Annotated in this window: 17 protein-coding genes, 3 tRNA genes and 1 pseudogene; 10 read left to right on the forward strand and 11 right to left on the reverse strand. The window is 63.8% G+C overall.

Translation table 11 applies throughout. From position 1 onward, the window contains the following. Nucleotides 1-462: pseudogene (locus R3280_RS11560) on the forward strand (hypothetical protein); the annotation flags it as partial. A gap of 92 nt (nucleotides 463-554) precedes the next feature. On the opposite strand, the gene R3280_RS11565 reads toward R3280_RS11560, so the two are convergent. The 8 genes from R3280_RS11565 to R3280_RS11600 form a co-directional block, all read right to left on the reverse strand. Then, nucleotides 555-628, reverse strand: a tRNA-Cys gene (locus R3280_RS11565). Nucleotides 629-718: 90 nt separating this feature from the next. Then, a tRNA-Gly gene (locus tag R3280_RS11570) sits at nucleotides 719-794 on the reverse strand. A gap of 166 nt (nucleotides 795-960) precedes the next feature. Beyond that, nucleotides 961-1509: a CDP-diacylglycerol--glycerol-3-phosphate 3-phosphatidyltransferase gene (gene pgsA / locus R3280_RS11575; RefSeq protein WP_318998762.1), complete on the reverse strand. Its 549-nt coding sequence runs from the start codon at nucleotides 1507-1509 to the stop codon at nucleotides 961-963. 9 nt (nucleotides 1510-1518) lie between these two features. Continuing rightward, nucleotides 1519-3372 (reverse strand): excinuclease ABC subunit UvrC, encoded by a 1854-nt coding sequence (gene uvrC, locus R3280_RS11580; protein WP_318998763.1) that lies wholly within the window; start codon nucleotides 3370-3372, stop codon nucleotides 1519-1521. Then, on the reverse strand, nucleotides 3356-4009 hold the full coding sequence (gene uvrY, locus R3280_RS11585; RefSeq protein WP_318998764.1) for a UvrY/SirA/GacA family response regulator transcription factor: 654 nt from the start codon (nucleotides 4007-4009) through the stop codon (nucleotides 3356-3358). The genes uvrC and uvrY overlap by 17 nt, the downstream gene beginning before the upstream one ends. 80 nt (nucleotides 4010-4089) lie before the next feature. Beyond that, nucleotides 4090-7353: an acetyl-CoA carboxylase family protein gene (locus tag R3280_RS11590; protein ID WP_318998765.1), complete on the reverse strand. Its 3264-nt coding sequence runs from the start codon at nucleotides 7351-7353 to the stop codon at nucleotides 4090-4092. Nucleotides 7354-7451: 98 nt separating this feature from the next. After that, nucleotides 7452-7706, reverse strand: a complete 255-nt coding sequence (locus tag R3280_RS11595; RefSeq protein WP_318998766.1) for a hypothetical protein — start codon at nucleotides 7704-7706, stop codon at nucleotides 7452-7454. A 70-nt stretch (nucleotides 7707-7776) separates the two neighbouring features. After that, on the reverse strand, nucleotides 7777-9387 hold the full coding sequence (locus R3280_RS11600) for a methyl-accepting chemotaxis protein (RefSeq protein ID WP_318998767.1): 1611 nt from the start codon (nucleotides 9385-9387) through the stop codon (nucleotides 7777-7779). A 184-nt stretch (nucleotides 9388-9571) separates the two neighbouring features. Between R3280_RS11600 and R3280_RS11605 the strand changes: the two genes are divergently transcribed. From R3280_RS11605 to R3280_RS11640, 8 genes are all read left to right on the forward strand, one after another. Then, complete coding sequence (locus R3280_RS11605; RefSeq protein ID WP_318998768.1) at nucleotides 9572-9988, forward strand: MbcA/ParS/Xre antitoxin family protein; 417 nt, start codon at nucleotides 9572-9574, stop codon at nucleotides 9986-9988. Further along, nucleotides 9985-10674 (forward strand): RES family NAD+ phosphorylase, encoded by a 690-nt coding sequence (locus R3280_RS11610; RefSeq protein WP_318998769.1) that lies wholly within the window; start codon nucleotides 9985-9987, stop codon nucleotides 10672-10674. Before R3280_RS11605 ends, R3280_RS11610 begins: the two co-directional genes overlap by 4 nt. A gap of 35 nt (nucleotides 10675-10709) precedes the next feature. Further along, complete coding sequence (locus R3280_RS11615) at nucleotides 10710-11381, forward strand: AzlC family ABC transporter permease (protein WP_318998778.1); 672 nt, start codon at nucleotides 10710-10712, stop codon at nucleotides 11379-11381. Beyond that, nucleotides 11374-11697 carry a branched-chain amino acid transporter permease gene (locus R3280_RS11620; protein ID WP_318998770.1) on the forward strand — a complete coding sequence of 108 codons (324 nt, stop codon included), beginning with the start codon at nucleotides 11374-11376 and terminating at the stop codon, nucleotides 11695-11697. The genes R3280_RS11615 and R3280_RS11620 overlap by 8 nt, the downstream gene beginning before the upstream one ends. Before the next feature lie 10 nt (nucleotides 11698-11707). Then, entirely contained in the window at nucleotides 11708-11983 is a 276-nt protein-coding gene (locus R3280_RS11625; protein ID WP_318998771.1) for an acylphosphatase, read from the forward strand. A gap of 284 nt (nucleotides 11984-12267) precedes the next feature. Further along, a tRNA-Ser gene (locus R3280_RS11630) sits at nucleotides 12268-12358 on the forward strand. Nucleotides 12359-12457: 99 nt separating this feature from the next. After that, on the forward strand, nucleotides 12458-12949 hold the full coding sequence (gene tsaA / locus R3280_RS11635) for a tRNA (N6-threonylcarbamoyladenosine(37)-N6)-methyltransferase TrmO (protein ID WP_318998772.1): 492 nt from the start codon (nucleotides 12458-12460) through the stop codon (nucleotides 12947-12949). Next, nucleotides 12946-13893 carry an AEC family transporter gene (locus R3280_RS11640; protein ID WP_318998773.1) on the forward strand — a complete coding sequence of 316 codons (948 nt, stop codon included), beginning with the start codon at nucleotides 12946-12948 and terminating at the stop codon, nucleotides 13891-13893. The genes tsaA and R3280_RS11640 overlap by 4 nt, the downstream gene beginning before the upstream one ends. Before the next feature lie 43 nt (nucleotides 13894-13936). On the opposite strand, the gene R3280_RS11645 is transcribed toward R3280_RS11640, so the two are convergent. The 3 genes from R3280_RS11645 to R3280_RS11655 all read right to left on the reverse strand — a co-directional run bounded on the left by R3280_RS11645 (nucleotide 13937) and on the right by R3280_RS11655 (nucleotide 16411). Continuing rightward, nucleotides 13937-14551, reverse strand: coding sequence for a flavin reductase family protein (locus tag R3280_RS11645; protein WP_318998774.1), 615 nt, complete (start codon nucleotides 14549-14551; stop codon nucleotides 13937-13939). A gap of 13 nt (nucleotides 14552-14564) precedes the next feature. Continuing rightward, nucleotides 14565-15395 carry a protein-glutamate O-methyltransferase CheR gene (locus R3280_RS11650; RefSeq protein WP_318998775.1) on the reverse strand — a complete coding sequence of 277 codons (831 nt, stop codon included), beginning with the start codon at nucleotides 15393-15395 and terminating at the stop codon, nucleotides 14565-14567. A gap of 83 nt (nucleotides 15396-15478) precedes the next feature. Then, nucleotides 15479-16411: a chemotaxis protein CheV gene (locus R3280_RS11655; RefSeq protein ID WP_318998776.1), complete on the reverse strand. Its 933-nt coding sequence runs from the start codon at nucleotides 16409-16411 to the stop codon at nucleotides 15479-15481. Nucleotides 16412-16626: 215 nt separating this feature from the next. Between R3280_RS11655 and flgA the strand changes: the two genes are divergently transcribed. Beyond that, nucleotides 16627-17325 carry a flagellar basal body P-ring formation chaperone FlgA gene (gene flgA / locus R3280_RS11660; RefSeq protein ID WP_318998777.1) on the forward strand — a complete coding sequence of 233 codons (699 nt, stop codon included), beginning with the start codon at nucleotides 16627-16629 and terminating at the stop codon, nucleotides 17323-17325. The last annotated feature ends 230 nt before the right edge of the window (nucleotides 17326-17555 follow it).

The following is a 17555-nucleotide window of genomic DNA, read 5'->3' on the forward strand; positions in this document are numbered from 1 at the left end:
GGGATGGTTACAAAGGAGGATCAGATCAAGGATGACGAGGGCGAGTTTGGAGAAATCCACTTCGCACGGCACAAAACGGGCGTGCCCATTGTTATTGAGATGAACGAGGACCTGAGAGCACTGATCGAGTGGTTCAGGGATTGGAAGCGTGAGCAGGAGATCATTTCTCCGTATCTAATGGTCTACCCACGATATTTTGATTTCAGGAGTCGCACAAAACCGGTGCAGCATCGTTTCATGCAAATATCCTGGGCAAAGGCCTGTGAAGAGGCCGGATACAAGGGTAAGTATCAGTTGCGAGACTTAAGGAAGAAGGGCTTAACTGACGAGTTTTTATCCCAGGGGGAAAACAACAAAGGTGGCCATGAGACCGAGGCAATGCGCAAACACTACCGGTTGGTTCGTCCGCCAGAGCGATCAAAATCAACTCTGAAATCGCTCCGCGATCCAGAAAAACCATGAATCGTGGTCGCCATTTTGTCGCCATGATGTCGCCATCAAAACGCCGGCTTTGGCTCGAAACTGGTAGCTAGCTGTAAATAAAGAGAAAGAAATGGAGGCGCGGGTCGGAATCGAACCGGCGTACACGGAGTTGCAGTCCGCTGCATAACCACTCTGCCACCGCGCCGGGGAAAGCCGAAGAATTCTGGCTTCATGCTCTCAGGTGGGCTTTGAGAGACTTGGATTGTGATTTCCAACCGGTGAACCGGAGAGAAATTGGAGCGGGAAACGAGATTCGAACTCGCGACCCCAACCTTGGCAAGGTTGTGCTCTACCAACTGAGCTATTCCCGCTCTACTGACGCCGGCCCGGAGGCCGATGCCCTTCGCTGTGTTGCCGCGAAGTGGCGCATATATTAATGAATCAGGGCTGGGTGTCAACCCTTTTTTAAACCGGAACCTGCACGTAACTGTTTGATTATTCTTTAATCAGCCCCGAAAGCGCCCTCGCGGCCTCACATTAGTGTTTCGGGAATAGTTCAGGCCAGGCGGCTTTCAGGTAGAGCACCATGGACCACAGGGTCAGGCCTGCGGCGATGTACAGTAACGCCAGGCCGGCATAGGCCACCGGGGTGGCCGGCGGCACCGCCAGCAGCATGATGATGGCCACCATCTGGGCGGTGGTCTTGATCTTGCCGATGTAGGACACCGCCACACTGGCACGGCTGCCGATCTCCGCCATCCACTCCCGCAGCGCGGAGATGACGATCTCCCGGCCGATGATCACCATTGCCGGCAGGGTCATGAACAGGCTGTAGTGCTCCTGGATCAGCACGGTCAGCGCCACCGCCACCATGAGCTTGTCCGCCACCGGGTCCAGGAAGGCGCCGAAGGGGGTGGACTGGTCCAGCTTGCGGGCCAGGTAGCCGTCCAGCCAGTCGGTGGCGGCGGCCAGGGCAAAGATGGCGGCACTGACCAGATAGCGCCACTCCACCGGCAGGTAGAAAACCACGACGAACACCGGAATCATGACGATGCGCGACAGGGTGAGGATGTTGGGTAGATTCATGCGTTTTGTTTACTCGTCGTGTAGTGCCGCGTAAATGGATTCGGCCAGTGACTTGCTGATGCCTTTCACTTTAGCAATTTCATCCACACCCGCCTTGCGGATTTCCTGGATGCCGCCGAAATAGCGGATCAGTTCACGGCGACGCTTGGCCCCTACCCCGTCAATGCCCTCCAGGGTGGACTGGCGCCGCTTCTTGTCCCTGCCCTTGCGGTGGCCGGTGATGGCAAAGCGGTGGGACTCGTCCCGGATATGCTGGATCAGGTGCAGCGCCGGGGAGTCCGCCGGCACCCGGAAGACATCGCCGGTCAGGGCGTCGATCAGCTGCTCCATGCCGGCCCGGCGGGTGACACCTTTGGCCACACCGATCAGCGGGATGTCGTCGATGCCGAGGCTGTCGAACACTTCCCGCGCCACGTTGAGCTGGCCCTTGCCGCCGTCGATGAACACCAGGTCCGGGCGTTTGCCGTCGCCCGCCATCATGCGCTTGTAGCGGCGGGTCAGCACCTGACGCATGGCGCCGTAGTCGTCACCGGCGGTCTCGCCTTCGATGTTGTAGAGCCGGTAGTCGCTTTTAAGCGGCCCATTCTCGTCGAAAACGACGCAGGACGCGACCGTGTGTTCGCCGTGGCTGTGGCTGATGTCGAAACATTCCATCCGGCTCGGGGTCTCCGCCAGGCGCAGCAGGTCTCTGAGGGCCAGCAGGCGGCGGTAGACGGTCTCCTTGCTGGCCAGGTGGGTCAGCAGGGTCTGTTTGGCGTTGGTGGCGGCCAGCTCCAGCCAGCGACGGCGTTCACCCCGGACGCTGTGGCGCACCCGGGTATCCCGGCCGGCGGCCTCGGTAAGGGCCTGGGACAGCAGCTCGCTGCCTTCGATCTCCACCGGCACCAGCACCTCCCGCGGCAGTTCCCGCTGGGTGCTGCCGCCGAAATAGAACTGGCCCAGGAAGGCGCTCAGCAGCTCGGCTTCAGACTGCTCGATGGAATAGCGCGGGAAGTAGTCCTTGGTGCCCAGCACCCGGCCGCCACGCACGATGATCACCACGATGCACACCACGCCGGCGTCCTGGGCCAGGGCGACCACATCGGCGTCACCGCCCTCCCCGTGCACGGACTGCTGCTCCTGGACATGGCGCAGGTGGTTGATCTGGTCCCGGCAGGCGGCGGCCTTTTCGAACTGGAGGTTCTGGGAGGCGACCTCCATCTCCTGCATCAGGTCGTTGATGATGGCGGGGTTCTTGCCCTCCAGGAACATGGCGGCGTGGCGCACGTCGCGCTGGTAATCCTCGGGGCTGATGTACTCCACACAGGGCGCCGTGCAGCGGTTGATCTGGTATTGCAGGCAGGGCCGGGTCCGGTTACGGAAAAAGCTTTCCGTACAGTTTCTTATGCGGAAAACCTTCTGTAAAACATTAAGGCTTTCCTTGACCGCGCCGGAGCTGGGAAAGGGCCCGAACCAAGTGCCCTGAGCCTTCTTGGTGCGCCCGCGCCGGAAGGTCAGCGAGGGATAATCCTGGTGCCCGGACAGAAAGATGTAGGGGTAGGATTTATCGTCCCGCAGCAGGATGTTGTAGGGCGGGCGCAGGGATTTGATGAGGTTCTGTTCCAGCAGCAGCGCTTCGGTCTCGCTGCCTGTGATGGTGACCTCGATGGCTTGGATGCGGCTGACCAGGGCCTCGGTCTTGGGGGCCAGGCCGCTAGTGCGGAAATAGCTCGCCACCCGCTTCTTGAGGTTGCGGGCCTTGCCGACGTACAGCACCTCGCCGGCCGCGTCGAGCATCCGATAGACGCCGGGACGTTCGGTCAGCTTCTTGAGGAATGTCTTGGAATCGAAACCCCCGGCCGGCGCGTCAGACCTTGTCGGCATCGAGCAACCCGAGCCTCACCGCCATCAGCGCCAGTTCCACATCACTGGAGATCTCCAGCTTCTCGAAGATGCGGTAGCGGTAGCTGTTGACGGTCTTGGGGCTGAGACAGAGCTTGTCGGAGATGTCCTGCACTTTCTGGCAGTCCACCACCATCATGGCGATCTGGAGTTCCCGCTCGGACAGCCGGTCGAAGATGGACTGGTCGTCGTCGCCGTTGTCGCCCACCTGCTTGAGGGCCATCTTCTGGGCGATTTCCGGGCTGATGTAGCGCTGGCCGGTGTGGGCCATGCGGATGGCACGGACCATCTCGCGGATGTCGGCACCCTTGGTGATGTAGGCGGAGGCGCCGGCCTGCATGACCCGCGTGGGGTAAGGGTCGTCGGCACAGGCGGTCACCACGATGACCCGGATACTGTCGTCGATCCGCAGAATCCGGCGGGTGGCCTCCAGGCCGCCAATGCCGGGCATGCGGATGTCCATCAGGACGATGTCGGGCCGCTGCTGGCGAACCGCGTCGATTGCCTCCTCCCCGGATGCCGCCTGCCCGATGACTTCAATATCGGTATTGTCGGCCAGCATGCGGGTGATACCCGAGCGAACCAGATCATGGTCGTCAACAACCAATACCCTTATCAAAATTCACCTCGCCGAGGACCTGATGGTACTTCTGAAAACCCGCTGATTGTAACGCGTTCAGCCCGTAAGAGGTAGGTTTGCTACCAGGTGTCGATAAAGCCTCCTTGACCCTGGTCAATCGCTGCGGACCTGCCGGCGGAGTCCAGACCGCGCACCAGCCAGCGCCGGGTTTCAGCCGGATCAATGACGGCGTCGATCTCCAGGAAACTGGCCATGCTCGTGCCCTGGCCCTGTTCGTAGGCCTTGGCGACCATGCGCTCGAAGGTGTGCTGACGCTGGTCGGCATCGGCGATGGCCGCCAGCTCCTTGGCGTAGCCAAGCCGCACTGCGCCTTCAAGGCCCATGGCCCCGAACTCGCTGCTGGGCCAGCCGATGGTGAACAGGGGGGAATGGAAGCTGCCGGCAGCCATGGCCTGAGCCCCGAGGCCATAGCCCTTGCGCACCACCACGGTAAAGAACGGCACTCGAAGCCGGGCGGCGGCCACGAACATGCGGGAGACATGGCGCACCGTGCCCTGCTTCTCCGCCTCCGGGCCCACCATGAAACCGGGGGTGTCGCACAGCGAGACGATGGGCAGGCCGTAGTTGTCACTCAGGCGCATGAAACGGGCGGCCTTGTCGCCACCGGCCGCGTCGATGGCGCCCCCCAGGTGGCGGGGGTCGTTGGCGATCAGGCCACAGGCCCTGCCCTCGATCCGTACCATGGCGGTGATCATGCCCGGTGCGAATTCCGGCCGCAGTTCGAGTACCGAGTCGGTATCCGCCAGGGTGCGGATGACTTCCCGCATATCGTAGGCCCGCCGGCGGTGCTCCGGCACCAGGTGACGCAGCCAGCGCTGATCGGCGGCCTGCCACTCGGCCCGGGCACCCTGGACGAACGCCAGGTACTGCCTGGCTACCGCGACCGCCTCGGCCTCGTCCGCCACCACCACGTCGACCACGCCGTTGGCGCTCTGCACCGACACCGGACCCACTTCCTCGGCGGAATAGCGCCCCAGGCCGCCGCCCTCGATCATGGCCGGGCCGGCCATGCCAATGGTGGCATCCCGGGTGGCGATGATGACGTCGCAGCAGCCCAGCAGCGCGGCATTGCCGGCAAAACAGCGGCCGGAGACGATGCCTATCAATGGCACCTTGCCGGACAGCGCCGCCATGGCGGTGAAGGTGTGGCAGTCCAGGCCTGCGACACCGGTGAAATCCGTATCCCCGGGACGGCCACCGCCGCCCTCGGCAAACAGCACTACCGGCAGGGACCACTGGGCCGCCAGCTGCAGCATGCGGTCGGTCTTCTTGTGGTTCATCACGCCCTGGGTGCCGGCATACACGGTGTAGTCGTAGGCCAGAGCCATGCAGCGGGCGGTCTCGGCGGCAAACTGATCACCGTTGACGGTACCGATGCCGGCGATCAGACCGTCGGCGGGGCTGGCCTCCATCAGCTCCGCCTCCGACTGCCGGCGCCGGCGGGCGGCCAGGGCCAGGGCGCCGTATTCGATGAAGCTGCCCTCGTCCATCAGGTCCGCCAGGTTCTCCCGGGCAGTGCGCTGGCCGGTGCGACGGCGTTTGGCCACCGCCTCGGGCCGATGGTCATCCTGCAGGCGCTGATGACGCGCCTGCACGCGGGCAAGATCCTCCCGGATATAGCCCAGGTCCACTTCCAGCTCTGAGGCTTCCGCCACGGCGTCCTGGTCATCGGCCTCCAGGGCCAGCACCGCGGCGCCTTCGTCCAGTGAGGCCCCCTCCTGAACAAAGACTTGGGTGACCTGGCCGGCGGTCGGCGCCTTGAGCTCGAACTCCATCTTCATGGCTTCCACCACCGCCAGCACCGCGCCGGCCGCCACCTGCTCGCCCTTGCTGACGGCAACGCGCAACAGCCGGCCCTGGACGGGGCTGACCACCGGCCGGGCGCCCTCGGGCAGATCCGCGTCGGCCGCTGTCGATTGCGCCGGGCCCTCGGCGAGTTCGGAGAGACGGGCGGCAACGGTGTCGATGGAAACCTCATAGGGGCGCAGGCTTTGCATCGAGAGCAGTCTGGCCAGGAAACCCAGGTTGCTGGCCACGCCCTCCAGGCGAAACTCCGTCAGTGCGCGGCGGGCCTTGTCCAGCAGCGCCGGCCAGGTCAGCCGGCCGGACACCACCAGCTTGGCCAGCAGGGAGTCGTAGGCGGTGGTGGCGGTCATACCGGCGTGGCCGCAGCCATCCACCCGGATACCCGGCCCGCCCGGCGGCTCGTAGACCTGGACCTGGCCGCTGGCCGGCCGCAGGCTGCCGTCGGGCAACACGGTTTCCAGGTTGATGCGCAACTGCATAGCCCGCTGGGCTGGCGGCTCCAGGGGCAGGCCGGCGAGGCCGAGACTGTCGAGACTCTCGCCTGCGACCAGGGCCACCTGGATGGCCACCAGGTCCACGCCGCTGATGGCCTCGGTCACCGTGTGCTCCACCTGCAACCGCGGGTTGGCCTCCATGAACACCCAGTTGCCGCTGGCCGGCTCCAGCAGGAATTCGAAGGTGGCCAGGCCCTGCAGGCCGGCGGCCCGGGCCAGGGTCATGGCGGCCTCGATCAGGGCGTGGCGCTGCTCTGCGCTCAGACCCGGCGCCGGCGCCACCTCCACCAGCTTCTGGCGGTTGCGCTGCAGGCTGCAGTCACGGTCCCAGAGGTGACCCACGTTACCTTCACCGTCGGCGATGACCTGCACTTCAACGTGGCGAGCCTCGGTGATCAGGCGCTCCACATAGACGGCATCGTTGCCGAACGCAGCCCGGGCCTCGGCACGGCATTGGGTGTAGGCTCTGTCCAGTTCATCAAGTTGCTGCACCGGGCGCATGCCGCGGCCGCCGCCACCGGCCAGGGCCTTGATCATGATGCCGGCGTTATCGCCGTATCGGCGCTGTAGCTCCGTGAGAAAGTCCCGGGCCTGCTCCAGATTGGTGGCCTCGCCGGTACCCTCGGCCAGCGGCACGCCCTGCTCTCGGGCCAGGGCGCGGGCCGAGGCCTTGTCCCCCAGCAATGCCAGGCAGTCCGGTGAGGGCCCGATGAACAGCAATCCGGCCTCCCGGCACTGGCGGGCGAAGTCGGCGTTTTCGCTGAGAAAGCCATAGCCGGGGTGAATGGCCTGGCAGCCGTTGGCCTGGGCAACCCTCACCAGTTCGTCGCCGTCCAGGTAAGCCCTGGGCCCACTGCCGGACAGCGCCACGGCGTGATCCACCCGCTGGCTGTGCAGCGCCCCGGCCTCATCGGCAGCAAACACGCCCACGGAGCGGGTTCCGCCCTCCGCCAGGGAGCGGGCAATCCGGATGGCGATCTCGCCGCGATTGGCGATCAGCACGGCCTCGATACGGGTATTCATGGCACCTCCGACGACTTGGACTTATCTCAGGAGGTCATCATAGGCGGGGCAGGCTATTAGGAAAACTGACAATGGGTTATGGCAGGTTATAAGCGGGATCAATCTGGCTTGCGGTCCAGGCCGGCGCTTTCCTGTACCGGGTCGAACCACACCACCAGGTCGCCCCGGCGCACGGCAGCCATCACGCGGGCCTGTTCGGCCAGCGGGTTCTCGGTATCGTTGATGCCGTGAAACCGGGTGCAATACTCCTGCACCAGCCCCTCCAACTGATCTTCGGTGAGCAGGTCGGTATCCACCACAAAGGGCGCGTCACGCGGGTCCTGCTCGGGCTGTTTAGCGGTGTCGTCGGTCATGGCGGCCATCCTGGTTGATCAGGGGCCAGCATAACGGCATGGCCCCCAATCGGCAAAGACGGCACAGGCCTCAGGCGGCGGTGCGGAAGCGCCCCACCAGCTGGCGCAGGGAGCTGGACTCCCGGCGCAGGGAGTCGCTGACCGCCCGGGTGCTGTCGACGTTGCTGCCAAGGCGCGAGGCGCTGTCACCGAGGGTGGCGGCCCGGCGCTCGACCCGGCCCATGGAGTCACGCTGGGCCAGGATGGCGGCATCGATATCGGCACTGTGGGCCTGGAGCTGGTCGAAGCGCTCCTGCAGGGACACCAGGTGGGTTTTCAAAACGTCGAGCTGTTCCCGGTTGCGGGTACCCACGTCCCGCATGTCCACCAGCTGGCCGTCCACCTCCCCCACACCGCGAACCAGGTCCCCCACCCACTGACGGATTTCGACGGTGGATTCGGCGGTCCGCCGCGACAGGTTGCGCACCTCGTCCGCCACCACGGCAAAGCCGCGGCCGTGCTGGCCGGCCCTGGCCGCCTCGATGGCAGCGTTCAGGGCCAGCAGGTTGGTCTGCTCGGCGATGTCGGCAATGACGCCGATCACCTGTTCGATTCGGCCAGTGGACTCCGCCAGCGCATGGATGGATTCAGCCACCCGGGAGATCACCGCCACCGCCTGCTCGGCGGCCGCCTCGCTGTTGCGCAGGCCGTCCTGGACCTGATGGTTGGCTTCGATGGCGGTGGTCACGGTCAGGCGGGACTTCTCGGCCACCTGCTCGATGGTCTGGGCCTGCTGGGCGATGAACACCATGGACTCGGTGACGTCGGCGATCTGCTGGCCGGTCCTGCGACTGGTGTCACCCACCTCCTCGGCCTGGTCGTCCAGTGCCCGGGAGCGGTCTTCCAGGCTGTCGGAGGCGGCGCGGACATCGGCAATAAAGCGCTCGAAATGGGCCACCAGGCCGCCGATGGCCTGGCTTACGCCGGCCACCTCATCACGCCCGGCCACCACCGGCACCCGTGACAGGTCGGAATCGGCCTCCATGGCCCGCAGGTCCTCCTGGATACGGCCCAGACGCAGGACCACACTGCGCCGGATCCAGACCGCCAGGGTCACAATCGCCACCAGGAACACCGCGGAGCCGAACATCAGGTTGCGTTGCTGTTCCGCCATGAAGCCCAGCAGGTCCGAGGCCTCCGCGGTAACCTGCTCCCGCACCGCATCCTGCCGGGCCTGGATAGCCGACAGCATGGGGCCGACAGCGCCCGCCAACTGGAAGTCCACCACCTGGCCCACCCGGTAGTAGCTGCGCTCAGCGATGCCCTCGGCCATGGCCTTAAGAAGGCCTTGGACGGCGTCAAAACCGGTCTGGTTTTCCTCAGCCCAGCCCTCCAGCCGGGGACTGCTGCGGATGGCCTGCCAGTGCTGCTCGAGTCGCTCGCCCAGGGCCTGGAACTCGGTATTGATCTCGTCCCAGAGCATCAGCTGCGCCTTGATCTGGTAGGCAAGATCCTGCAGCTGCCGGTGATCCTCCTCCAGATCCATGATCAGCCAGGCGTCTGCCAGGTTTTCGTTCACCAGGCCCTCGGTCGCCTGCTGCGCGCGAACCATGATGGTCCACGCCAGAGCACCCACGGATACCAGGGCAAAAATCGACACGAAGGAGAACAGCAGGATACGGGCACGAACGGTCGCCAACATGAATCACCTATCACCTTGAGAGTGACCAGAATCCTATGGCTGTAGCGTGACAGTTCTGTTACAGCCGCCGCGCCAGCTGGCATCGTGACTGGGTGAGAGCCCATATCATGCAGGTTTCAAACTGTACTTTTTATACGTTTTAGTCCAATATGAACACTGCAGATGGTCACCGAGGAGGCCCGAGATGGCGCGCCAGAACCAAACCGCGATACAGTCGGTGCCCACAGCCGACGACAGCCAGATCCATACCGCCATCCCGGTGGTGCTGAACATCCTGGACAAGTGGCAATGCACCGAGGAAGAGAAGCGGGCCCTGCTCGGCCAGCTGCCCCGCTCCAGTTTCTATCGCCTGCAGAAAACTCCCCAGAGTGTGCGGGTGACCGTGGACCTGGCAGACCGCCTGGCCTACCTGCTCAACATCCATGCCGGGCTGCGGCTGATCCTGAGTGACCCGGAGTCGGTCTACGGCTGGGTGCGGCGTCCCAACGACCACGTCTGGTTCCGGGGCCGTTCCGCCATGGAGATCATGGCCTCGGGCCGGATGGAGGACCTGATCGATGTCTTCCGCCACATCGACGCCGCCCGCGGAGGCTGGTGGTGAGCCGGCCCGGTCTCGCCACCCTGGTGCACCAGAAGGCCTACCGGATGGTGCCCAGCAAGTATCCGCCGGTGTCCCTGTTCGATGATGTGGCCGACCAGGCCGATTTCGACGCCCTCTACGCGGTCCAGGCCCGGGTTAACCCCAGGCTGCGGGACGAGCTGGGTGAGCTGCGCCTGGTGCCGGCCTCGGAGCGGCCCTTTGGCATCCGCGGCTGCCACTACGCCATGGCGCCTTTCACCCACCTGAACCCGGACGGCAGTCGCTTCAGCACCGGCGACTTTGGCGTGTTCTATTGCGCCCGGGAGCGCATCGGCGCCATCGACGAGACCGTCTATCACATGGAGCGCTGGCTCGGGTACACCCGGATGGAGCCCCAGGAAATCAGCATGCGGTGCCTGAAAGCGGACTTCAGCGCCACCGGCGTCGATATTCGGGGCGACGAATGGCAAAACCACGGGTATCATGCCGCCGATGATTACTCCCAGGCCCGTCAACTTGGCCTGCAGTCGAAACGGGACGGTGTTGAGGCCATCTTCTACCGCTCGGTGCGCAGCCCCGGTGTGGACTGTTACGCCCTGCTGACACCCAGGGTCCTGCACTCGGTGATTCAGGCCAGTCACTACGGCTATGTCTGGGATGGCAAAACCATTGCAACCGTCTACGAGAAACGGGTGGTAAAACGTTGAGCAACCCTTCCCCTTTCCGGCTCACCCTGCCGGTGATGTTCGGTTACGTGCCGCTGGGCATGGCGTTCGGCGTGCTCTTCACTGCCCAGCTGGATTACAGCTGGTGGGTGGCGCCGCTGATGGCGGTGACCATCTTCGCCGGCGCCGCGCAGATCCTGGCGGTGGGGCTGCTGGCCAGCGAGGCGGACCTGGTGGCGGTGTTCGTGGCCATGCTGGTGCTCAACTCCCGCCACCTGTTTTACGGCCTGTCCCTGCTGGGGCGCTTTTCCGGCGCCGGCTGGCGCAAGCTGTACCTGATCTTCGGGCTGACCGACGAGACCTATTCCCTGCTCACCAGCCGCTCGCGGGGCCCGGATGCGGCCGCCGAACAGCGCGTGGACTTCCTGATCACCCTCTTCAACCAGAGCTACTGGATTGTCGGCTGCGCCCTCGGTGCCTGGCTCGGCTCCCGCATCCAGTTCAACAGCACTGGCATCGAGTTTGCCCTGGTGGCGCTTTTCATCGTTCTGGCCATCGAGCAGTACAAGGCCCTCGGCCAGATGCTGCCCTTGTGGCTGGGCGCGGCCGGAGCCGGTATCGCCGTGGCCGTGCTGCCCGCCAGCCACCAGCTGCTGGGCGCCATCGTGCTGGTCGCCGCCGCCCTGCTGGCAAGCTACCGCTTGTCGCTGCAGCCGGCCGCCACCCGGGAGCCGCCGGGCCATGGATGACAGCCTCTACCTCACCGCCTTCATTGCCGTCAGTGCGCTGGCCACCTTCCTGACCCGCGCAACGCCCTTTCTGTTCCTGTCCAGGCACGGCGAACATCCGCTGGTGCTGCACCTGGGACGCTACCTGCCGGCGGCGGTCATGGCGTTGCTGGTGGTTATTTTCCTGCTGCGTTCCGCCCACTGGCAGGCGCCGCTGTTCGGTTTCGATGCCCTTGGCCCCAGTATTCTGGTAGTGGCTTTACACCTTTGGCGCCGTAATGCACTTTTATCCATTATCGGCGGTACGTTAAGTTACATGCTGATTCAACAACTTTGAGGAGCCGGTTATGAGCAAGGAACAATGGCAGATCCTGATTGAGGGCAAGGTACAGGGCGTGTCCTACCGCGCCGCCGCCCAGGCAACCGCCCGGGAGCTGGACATCACCGGCTACGCCAAGAACCTCGCCGACGGCCGGGTAGAAATCCAGGCCCAGGGCCACCCCGACTCACTGGAACAACTGGTGGACTGGTGCTGGCAGGGCTCCCCGGCCGCGGAGGTGGAGAACGTGAGGGTGAAGAAATCCGTTGAAGTCGGTGATTTCAGGGACTTTACCACCGCCTGAGCGGCGGCATGGCCAGCTTCTTTCGCAACAGGTCTTGCGAAACGGGTCGAAACCCATTAGAGTTTGCGCCCTCAGATCAGCACGCTGATTTGAAACGGTTTATTGGAGAGGTGGCCGAGTGGCTGACACCAAGGCCGGGACGGCCGACTGAACGTCGGAGCGCAGCGACGACGGCCCCGGAGGGGTGAGGCACGGAGTGCCGAATAACGCGCACGCCTGGAAAGTGACGTTCGCGAAGCGAACGCCGGCGCGAACCAACAGGCAGGAATTTATAACGAGTTATTGGAGAGGTGGCCGAGTGGCTGAAGGCGCACGCCTGGAAAGTGTGTATACGTTAATAGCGTATCGAGGGTTCGAATCCCTCCCTCTCCGCCAATAATAAAACCCGGCCCTGCGCCGGGTTTTTTTTATTGGTGCAGCAGGAGGGTAGAAAGAACCCTCGCGGGTTCGACCGGAGGCTGCCCCGAGGCAACCATGACCAACAAAGATGACCTGCGCCCCAACGAGCAGACTGTAACTCTGGCCCCTGCCTCTGACGCCAGCCTGCGCTTCATCGGAAAGATCCGGACCCCATGGCGATCACGTCAGCAGTGCCCGCGCCAGGGACAGATAGACGGCCCCGAGTGCCAGCTGGTACTGGATCTGGTCTGGCACGAGGCTCTGCGCGGCCTGGAGGCCTACGAGATGATCGAGGTGCTCTACTGGCTGGACAGAAGTCGTCGCGACCTCGTGCTGCAGTCCCCGAAGAGCGATGGCCAAACCTTCGGAACCTTCGCCCTGCGCTCTCCCGTGCGGCCCAACCCCATCGGCACCGCGCTCGTCAGGCTTGAGCGGATCGAGGCAGGCACCGTCTATGTCCGTGGCCTGGACTGCCTGGACGGCACACCCCTTATCGACATCAAACCGGACCGCTGCGCCTTCTCACCGAAAGCCCCGCCAAAACCGGCTGCTATAATCCCGCGATGAACCTCGCCAGCATCTTCCTGCAGACCCTGGAAATCACCCTGCCCGTCTTTGCCATGGTCTTCATCGGCCTGGGATTGCGGCGCTGGGGCCTGATCGACCTGGCATTCATCCATACCGCCTCAGCGCTGGTGTTCAAGGCCACCCTGCCGACCCTGATCTTTCTCAGCATCATCCGCGCCGACCTGGAGACCACGCTGAACCCGGGCCTGCTGGGCTTTTACCTGCTGGCCACCCTGGGCAGTTTTGCCCTGGCCTGGCTCTGGGCCCACTGGCGGGTGCCCTACCGGGACCGGGGTGTCTATGTGCAGGGGGCTTTTCGGGGCAATTGCGGCATTGTCGGACTGGCACTGGCGGCCAGCCTTTACGGCGATTATGGTCTGTCGGCGGGCGGTCTGCTGCTGGGGGTAGTGATCATTTCCTACAACACCCTGTCGGTGGTGGTGCTGTCTGCCTACCAGGGCGATCAGCGGGCGAGCTGGCAGAGCATCGTCCGGGACATCCTGCGCAATCCCCTGATACTGGCGGTGGTGATCGCCGTGCCTTTCGCCTGGTGGGGCCTGACCCTGCCTGACTGGCTGATGGTCAGCGGGGACTATTTCGCGTCCCTGACATTACCGCTGGCCCTTCTGTGTGTGGGCGGCACCCTGTCGGGCCTGACCATGCGCCAGGATCAGGGCACGGCCGCCGGTGCCTCCGTGCTGAAAATGGTGGTGTTGCCGGCCATCTGTACCTTTGCCGCCTGGCTGGCGGGTTTTCGGGGCCAGGAGCTGGGGCTGATGTTCCTGTTCTTCGCCAGCCCCACCGCGGCGGCCAGTTTCGTGATGGTGAAGGCGCTGGGGGGCAACGACAAACTGGCCGCCAACATCATCGCCCTGACCACCCTGGTGGCCAGCGTGACGGTCACACTCGGTGTCTTCCTGCTGACCAGCGCCGGGCTGATCTGAGGCCTGGCGTCACGCCTTCGCGCCAGGCCATGAACACCATGGCTCAGGTGGGCCGGGGGATGGTGAGCACCTCGCCGAAGGTGACGTATTCGCTGCCACCGAGCCGGCCGATGGGGTCCACCCGCTCGGCATTGACCCGGAAACGCCCCTTGTCGTCGACCCCGGTGACGTCGTCGGCCACAAAGATCCTGCGGATGCGGCCGAAAATCAGGCTCTGGGGCTGGTCGCCCACTTCCTTGATTTCATAGAGTTCGCAACCCAGCGCGATGCGGCAGTCCGCCAGCCGGGGCATCGAGAAGCCGTCGAAATCCACCAGTTCCAGGTCCACGTTGTTGAGCTCGGATTCGCCGTGGGGCAATACGCGGGAGGTTTCCGTCATGTCGGCGGCCAGCTCGCGATGGGCCAGGTGGATAGTGAAGCGGCCCCGGGCCTCGATGTTGGTGCGGGTGTCCTTGAACTCGCCGGTGGGCTTCTTGCCCACCGACACCATGATCAGGGGCGGTGCGCTGCCGATGGCGGTGAAGAAGGAGAACGGCGCCAGGTTGTAGTCGCCGTTCGGGTTTTCAGACAGGATCCAGGCCACCGGACGGGGAATGATGGTCTGGGTCATGGCGTGATAGATCTCGCCGGCGGACAGTTCGTCGAAATCGATGATCATGGCGGGCTGGCCCCTACTTCTTGCGATAGATGATACCCGGGCGGCACTGCACCATTTCGTAGAGGTGGGGCATGCCGTTGAGGGATTCGGATGCGCCCAGGATCAGATAGCCGCCGGGATTGAGGGTGGCGTGGATCCGGGTCAGGATATCCTTCTTCAGTTCTGCCGAGAAATAGATCAGCACGTTGCGGCAGAACACGATGTCGAACTTGCCCAGCATGTAGCGCTCCAGCAGGTTCAGTTCCTTGAATTCCACCATCGACTTGATGCCCGGCCGTATCTGCCAGCCGCCATTGCCGGAGGCGGTGAAGAAACTCTTCTGGCGCTCGGCGGAGAGCCCGCGGCCGATGGCGAGCATCTCGTACTCGCCCCGGCGGGCCACTTCCAGCACGCTCCGTGAAATGTCGGTGGCAGTGATCCTGACGTCGTTGCGCAGCTTGCCGGGTTTCTGGCGCTTGAACTCGTCCACCGCCATGGCAATGGAGTACGGCTCCTGCCCGGTGGAACAGGCCGCGGACCAGATGCGAATGGGCTGGCTGCCGCCGCGCTCGGCAAACTCCGGCAACAGCATGTCGGACAGGATACGGAAGGGGTGATTATCGCGGAACCAGAGGGTCTCGTTGGTGGTCATGGCATCGATGACCAGCTCACGCAGCGGACTGCGGCCCGGCCTCCGCAGATGCTCCACCAGGGCCCCGAGGCTGTGCATCTGGTTGTCTTCCAGAATTCGCCGCAGGCGGCTCTTCACCAGGTACTGCTTGTTCTCGCCCAACAGAATGCCGCAGGCCTCCTGCAGGAACGACTTGAAAGCTTCGTATTCCTGGGGTGTGATTTCAGATTTCATCGAGTCTCTGTAACTATCGGCCCCGGCGGTAAATGTCGGCTCTGGGAATAAGACGGGCCCCGGTGGTCAGGCCGCCAAGGGTCTCAGGCCTTGTCCAGAATGTCCATTACCCGTTCAGCCAGCTCGTCGGGGCTGAACTTGGCCATGAAGTCATCGGCACCCACTTTCTGCACCATGGCCTTGTTGAACACACCGCTCAGTGAGGTATGCAGCATCACATAGAGGTCCGAGATCTTGGAGTCGCTCTTACAACGGGTGACCAGGGTATAGCCATCCATCTCCGGCATCTCCACGTCGGAAATCATCATGGAAATATGGTCGGTGGCCTTGCTGCCGTCGGCGGTCAGCTCCTTCAGGTAGTCCAGCGCCTGCTTGCCGTCGTTCTTGATGACCACCGGCAGGCCGATGGCAGTGAGGCAGCGCTCGATCTGGCGCCGCGCCACGGAGGAGTCGTCCACCACCAGGACCGGCAGGCTGGCACTGCGGTCGGACTCGGCATTCCGGGACAACACCTTGTCGGTGACATTGTCCGCCAGCGGAGCCACTTCCGAGAGAATCTTCTCCACGTCGATGATCTCCACCAGCTTGTCATCGAGCTTGGTGACGGCGGTGAGGTAGACTTCCCGGCCTGCGCCCTTGGGCGGCGGCAGGATCTCTTCCCAGTTCATGTTGACGATGCGGTCGACGCCGCCCACCAGGAAGCCCTGGGTCTTGCGGTTGTACTCGGTGATGATGACGAAACTGGTGGCCACCTCTTCCGCCGGAATCGCCGGCAGCCTTATGGCCATGCCCAGGTCGATGATGGGAATGGTCTCACCGCGTATGTGGGCAACACCCCTTACCATGGGTCGGCTGTTGGGAATCGAGGACAGGCGCGGGCACTGCAGCACCTCTTTCACCTTGAACACATTGATGCCGTAAACCTGGCGCCCACGCAGGCGGAACAGCAGGAGTTCCAGACGGTTCTGTCCTACAAGCTGGGTTCGCTGATTAACGCTGTCCAGTACGCCTGCCATTCTGATCCACTCCTGAGTACGCCCGATGCCGTTACCGGCACGCTTCTTGCTCAATCTGATGTAGCCGTCGTTTTTCCGTCGCGGGCCCAGGTTGTTGCCTTCGCCCGCCACACGCAGCTTTGTAACGGCGATGATACGTCAAACTTGAGGCGGTCAAGGGTAAAGAATTGCAACCTGACAACCGTTCAACCAAAGCATAGGACAAAGTGAAGCGAATGCGTATCTTCCTGATGCTCGGCATCCTGGCCCTGCTGCCCCTGGCGGGCCACGCCTCCGGCACCGGCCCGGACGAGATCCGCGCCGCCGCCGCCCGGTTCCTGGCGCAGTTTGCCGACAGCCAGAAAGCGGACGGCTACCAGGTCAGTTTCGAGGTGGGCACGCTGGATTCACGCCTGAAGATGGCCGCCTGTGCCGATGATCTGGCGGTGGAATTCAGCGGCGACCCCTGGCGCTCCACCAGCCCGCGCCTGCTGGTGTCCTGCGACGGTGAGCGGCCGTGGAAGCTCTACCTAACCACCGACCTGACCATCACCGGCAACGCCTATGTGGCGGCCCGTCCTCTGAATCGGGGTGACCGGCTCAACGCCGGCATGATCACCACGGCCGAGGTGGTGGTGAATGCCGTCCGGCGCGGCGCGGTCACACGCAAGGACCACCTGGTGGGCATGGAAATGCAGCGGCCGGTGAACGCGGGCACCGTGTTTACGCCGGATCTGGTGACGGCACCGGATGCCGTCAGCCGGGGCGATCATGTTATCATCAGTGCCCGATCCGGCAGTTTCTCGGTGCAGTCCCGGGGCAAGGCCCTGGCGAACGGCCGCATTGGCGAGCAGATTCTGGTGGAGAACCTGAAGTCCTCCCGTACCGTGCGAGGCCAGGTCGTCGCACCCGGGCACGTGGAGATTCCCATGTGACTGGCAGACCGGCAAGGCCTTGCCGCCGGCCGGCAGAGCATCACCGTTATTCCATGACATTCCGGTAACAAAAATCTTCAAAAAAATCGCTAAAGAAATCGGCGCCAGCGCCGTTACACCGAGTAACCCATTCCGTGCCGTGCAGAAATACATCGGCACTCAGTGACAGCAGGTATCGCCATGACAGTTGACTTCAATGGAATTGGCTCCGGCCAGGTCAACACCCAGAA

The organism is Marinobacter sp. (assembly GCF_033722195.1).
In the GTDB taxonomy this organism is placed as follows: domain Bacteria; phylum Pseudomonadota; class Gammaproteobacteria; order Pseudomonadales; family Oleiphilaceae; genus Marinobacter.

What these genes read in the sequence shown, in the direction of transcription:
- pgsA (WP_318998762.1), bottom strand. Translation starts at nt 1,509, where the DNA reads ATGAATCTACCCAACATCCTCACCCTGTCGCGCATCGTCATGATTCCG.
- uvrC (WP_318998763.1), bottom strand. Translation starts at nt 3,372, where the DNA reads ATGCCGACAAGGTCTGACGCGCCGGCCGGGGGTTTCGATTCCAAGACA.
- R3280_RS11590 (WP_318998765.1), bottom strand. Translation starts at nt 7,353, where the DNA reads ATGAATACCCGTATCGAGGCCGTGCTGATCGCCAATCGCGGCGAGATC.
- R3280_RS11595 (WP_318998766.1), bottom strand. Translation starts at nt 7,706, where the DNA reads ATGACCGACGACACCGCTAAACAGCCCGAGCAGGACCCGCGTGACGCG.
- R3280_RS11600 (WP_318998767.1), bottom strand. Translation starts at nt 9,387, where the DNA reads ATGTTGGCGACCGTTCGTGCCCGTATCCTGCTGTTCTCCTTCGTGTCG.
- R3280_RS11605 (WP_318998768.1), top strand. Translation starts at nt 9,572, where the DNA reads ATGGCGCGCCAGAACCAAACCGCGATACAGTCGGTGCCCACAGCCGAC.
- R3280_RS11615 (WP_318998778.1), top strand. Translation starts at nt 10,710, where the DNA reads ATGTTCGGTTACGTGCCGCTGGGCATGGCGTTCGGCGTGCTCTTCACT.
- R3280_RS11620 (WP_318998770.1), top strand. Translation starts at nt 11,374, where the DNA reads ATGGATGACAGCCTCTACCTCACCGCCTTCATTGCCGTCAGTGCGCTG.
- R3280_RS11625 (WP_318998771.1), top strand. Translation starts at nt 11,708, where the DNA reads ATGAGCAAGGAACAATGGCAGATCCTGATTGAGGGCAAGGTACAGGGC.
- tsaA (WP_318998772.1), top strand. Translation starts at nt 12,458, where the DNA reads ATGACCAACAAAGATGACCTGCGCCCCAACGAGCAGACTGTAACTCTG.
- R3280_RS11640 (WP_318998773.1), top strand. Translation starts at nt 12,946, where the DNA reads ATGAACCTCGCCAGCATCTTCCTGCAGACCCTGGAAATCACCCTGCCC.
- R3280_RS11645 (WP_318998774.1), bottom strand. Translation starts at nt 14,551, where the DNA reads ATGATCATCGATTTCGACGAACTGTCCGCCGGCGAGATCTATCACGCC.
- R3280_RS11650 (WP_318998775.1), bottom strand. Translation starts at nt 15,395, where the DNA reads ATGAAATCTGAAATCACACCCCAGGAATACGAAGCTTTCAAGTCGTTC.
- R3280_RS11655 (WP_318998776.1), bottom strand. Translation starts at nt 16,411, where the DNA reads ATGGCAGGCGTACTGGACAGCGTTAATCAGCGAACCCAGCTTGTAGGA.
- flgA (WP_318998777.1), top strand. Translation starts at nt 16,627, where the DNA reads ATGCGTATCTTCCTGATGCTCGGCATCCTGGCCCTGCTGCCCCTGGCG.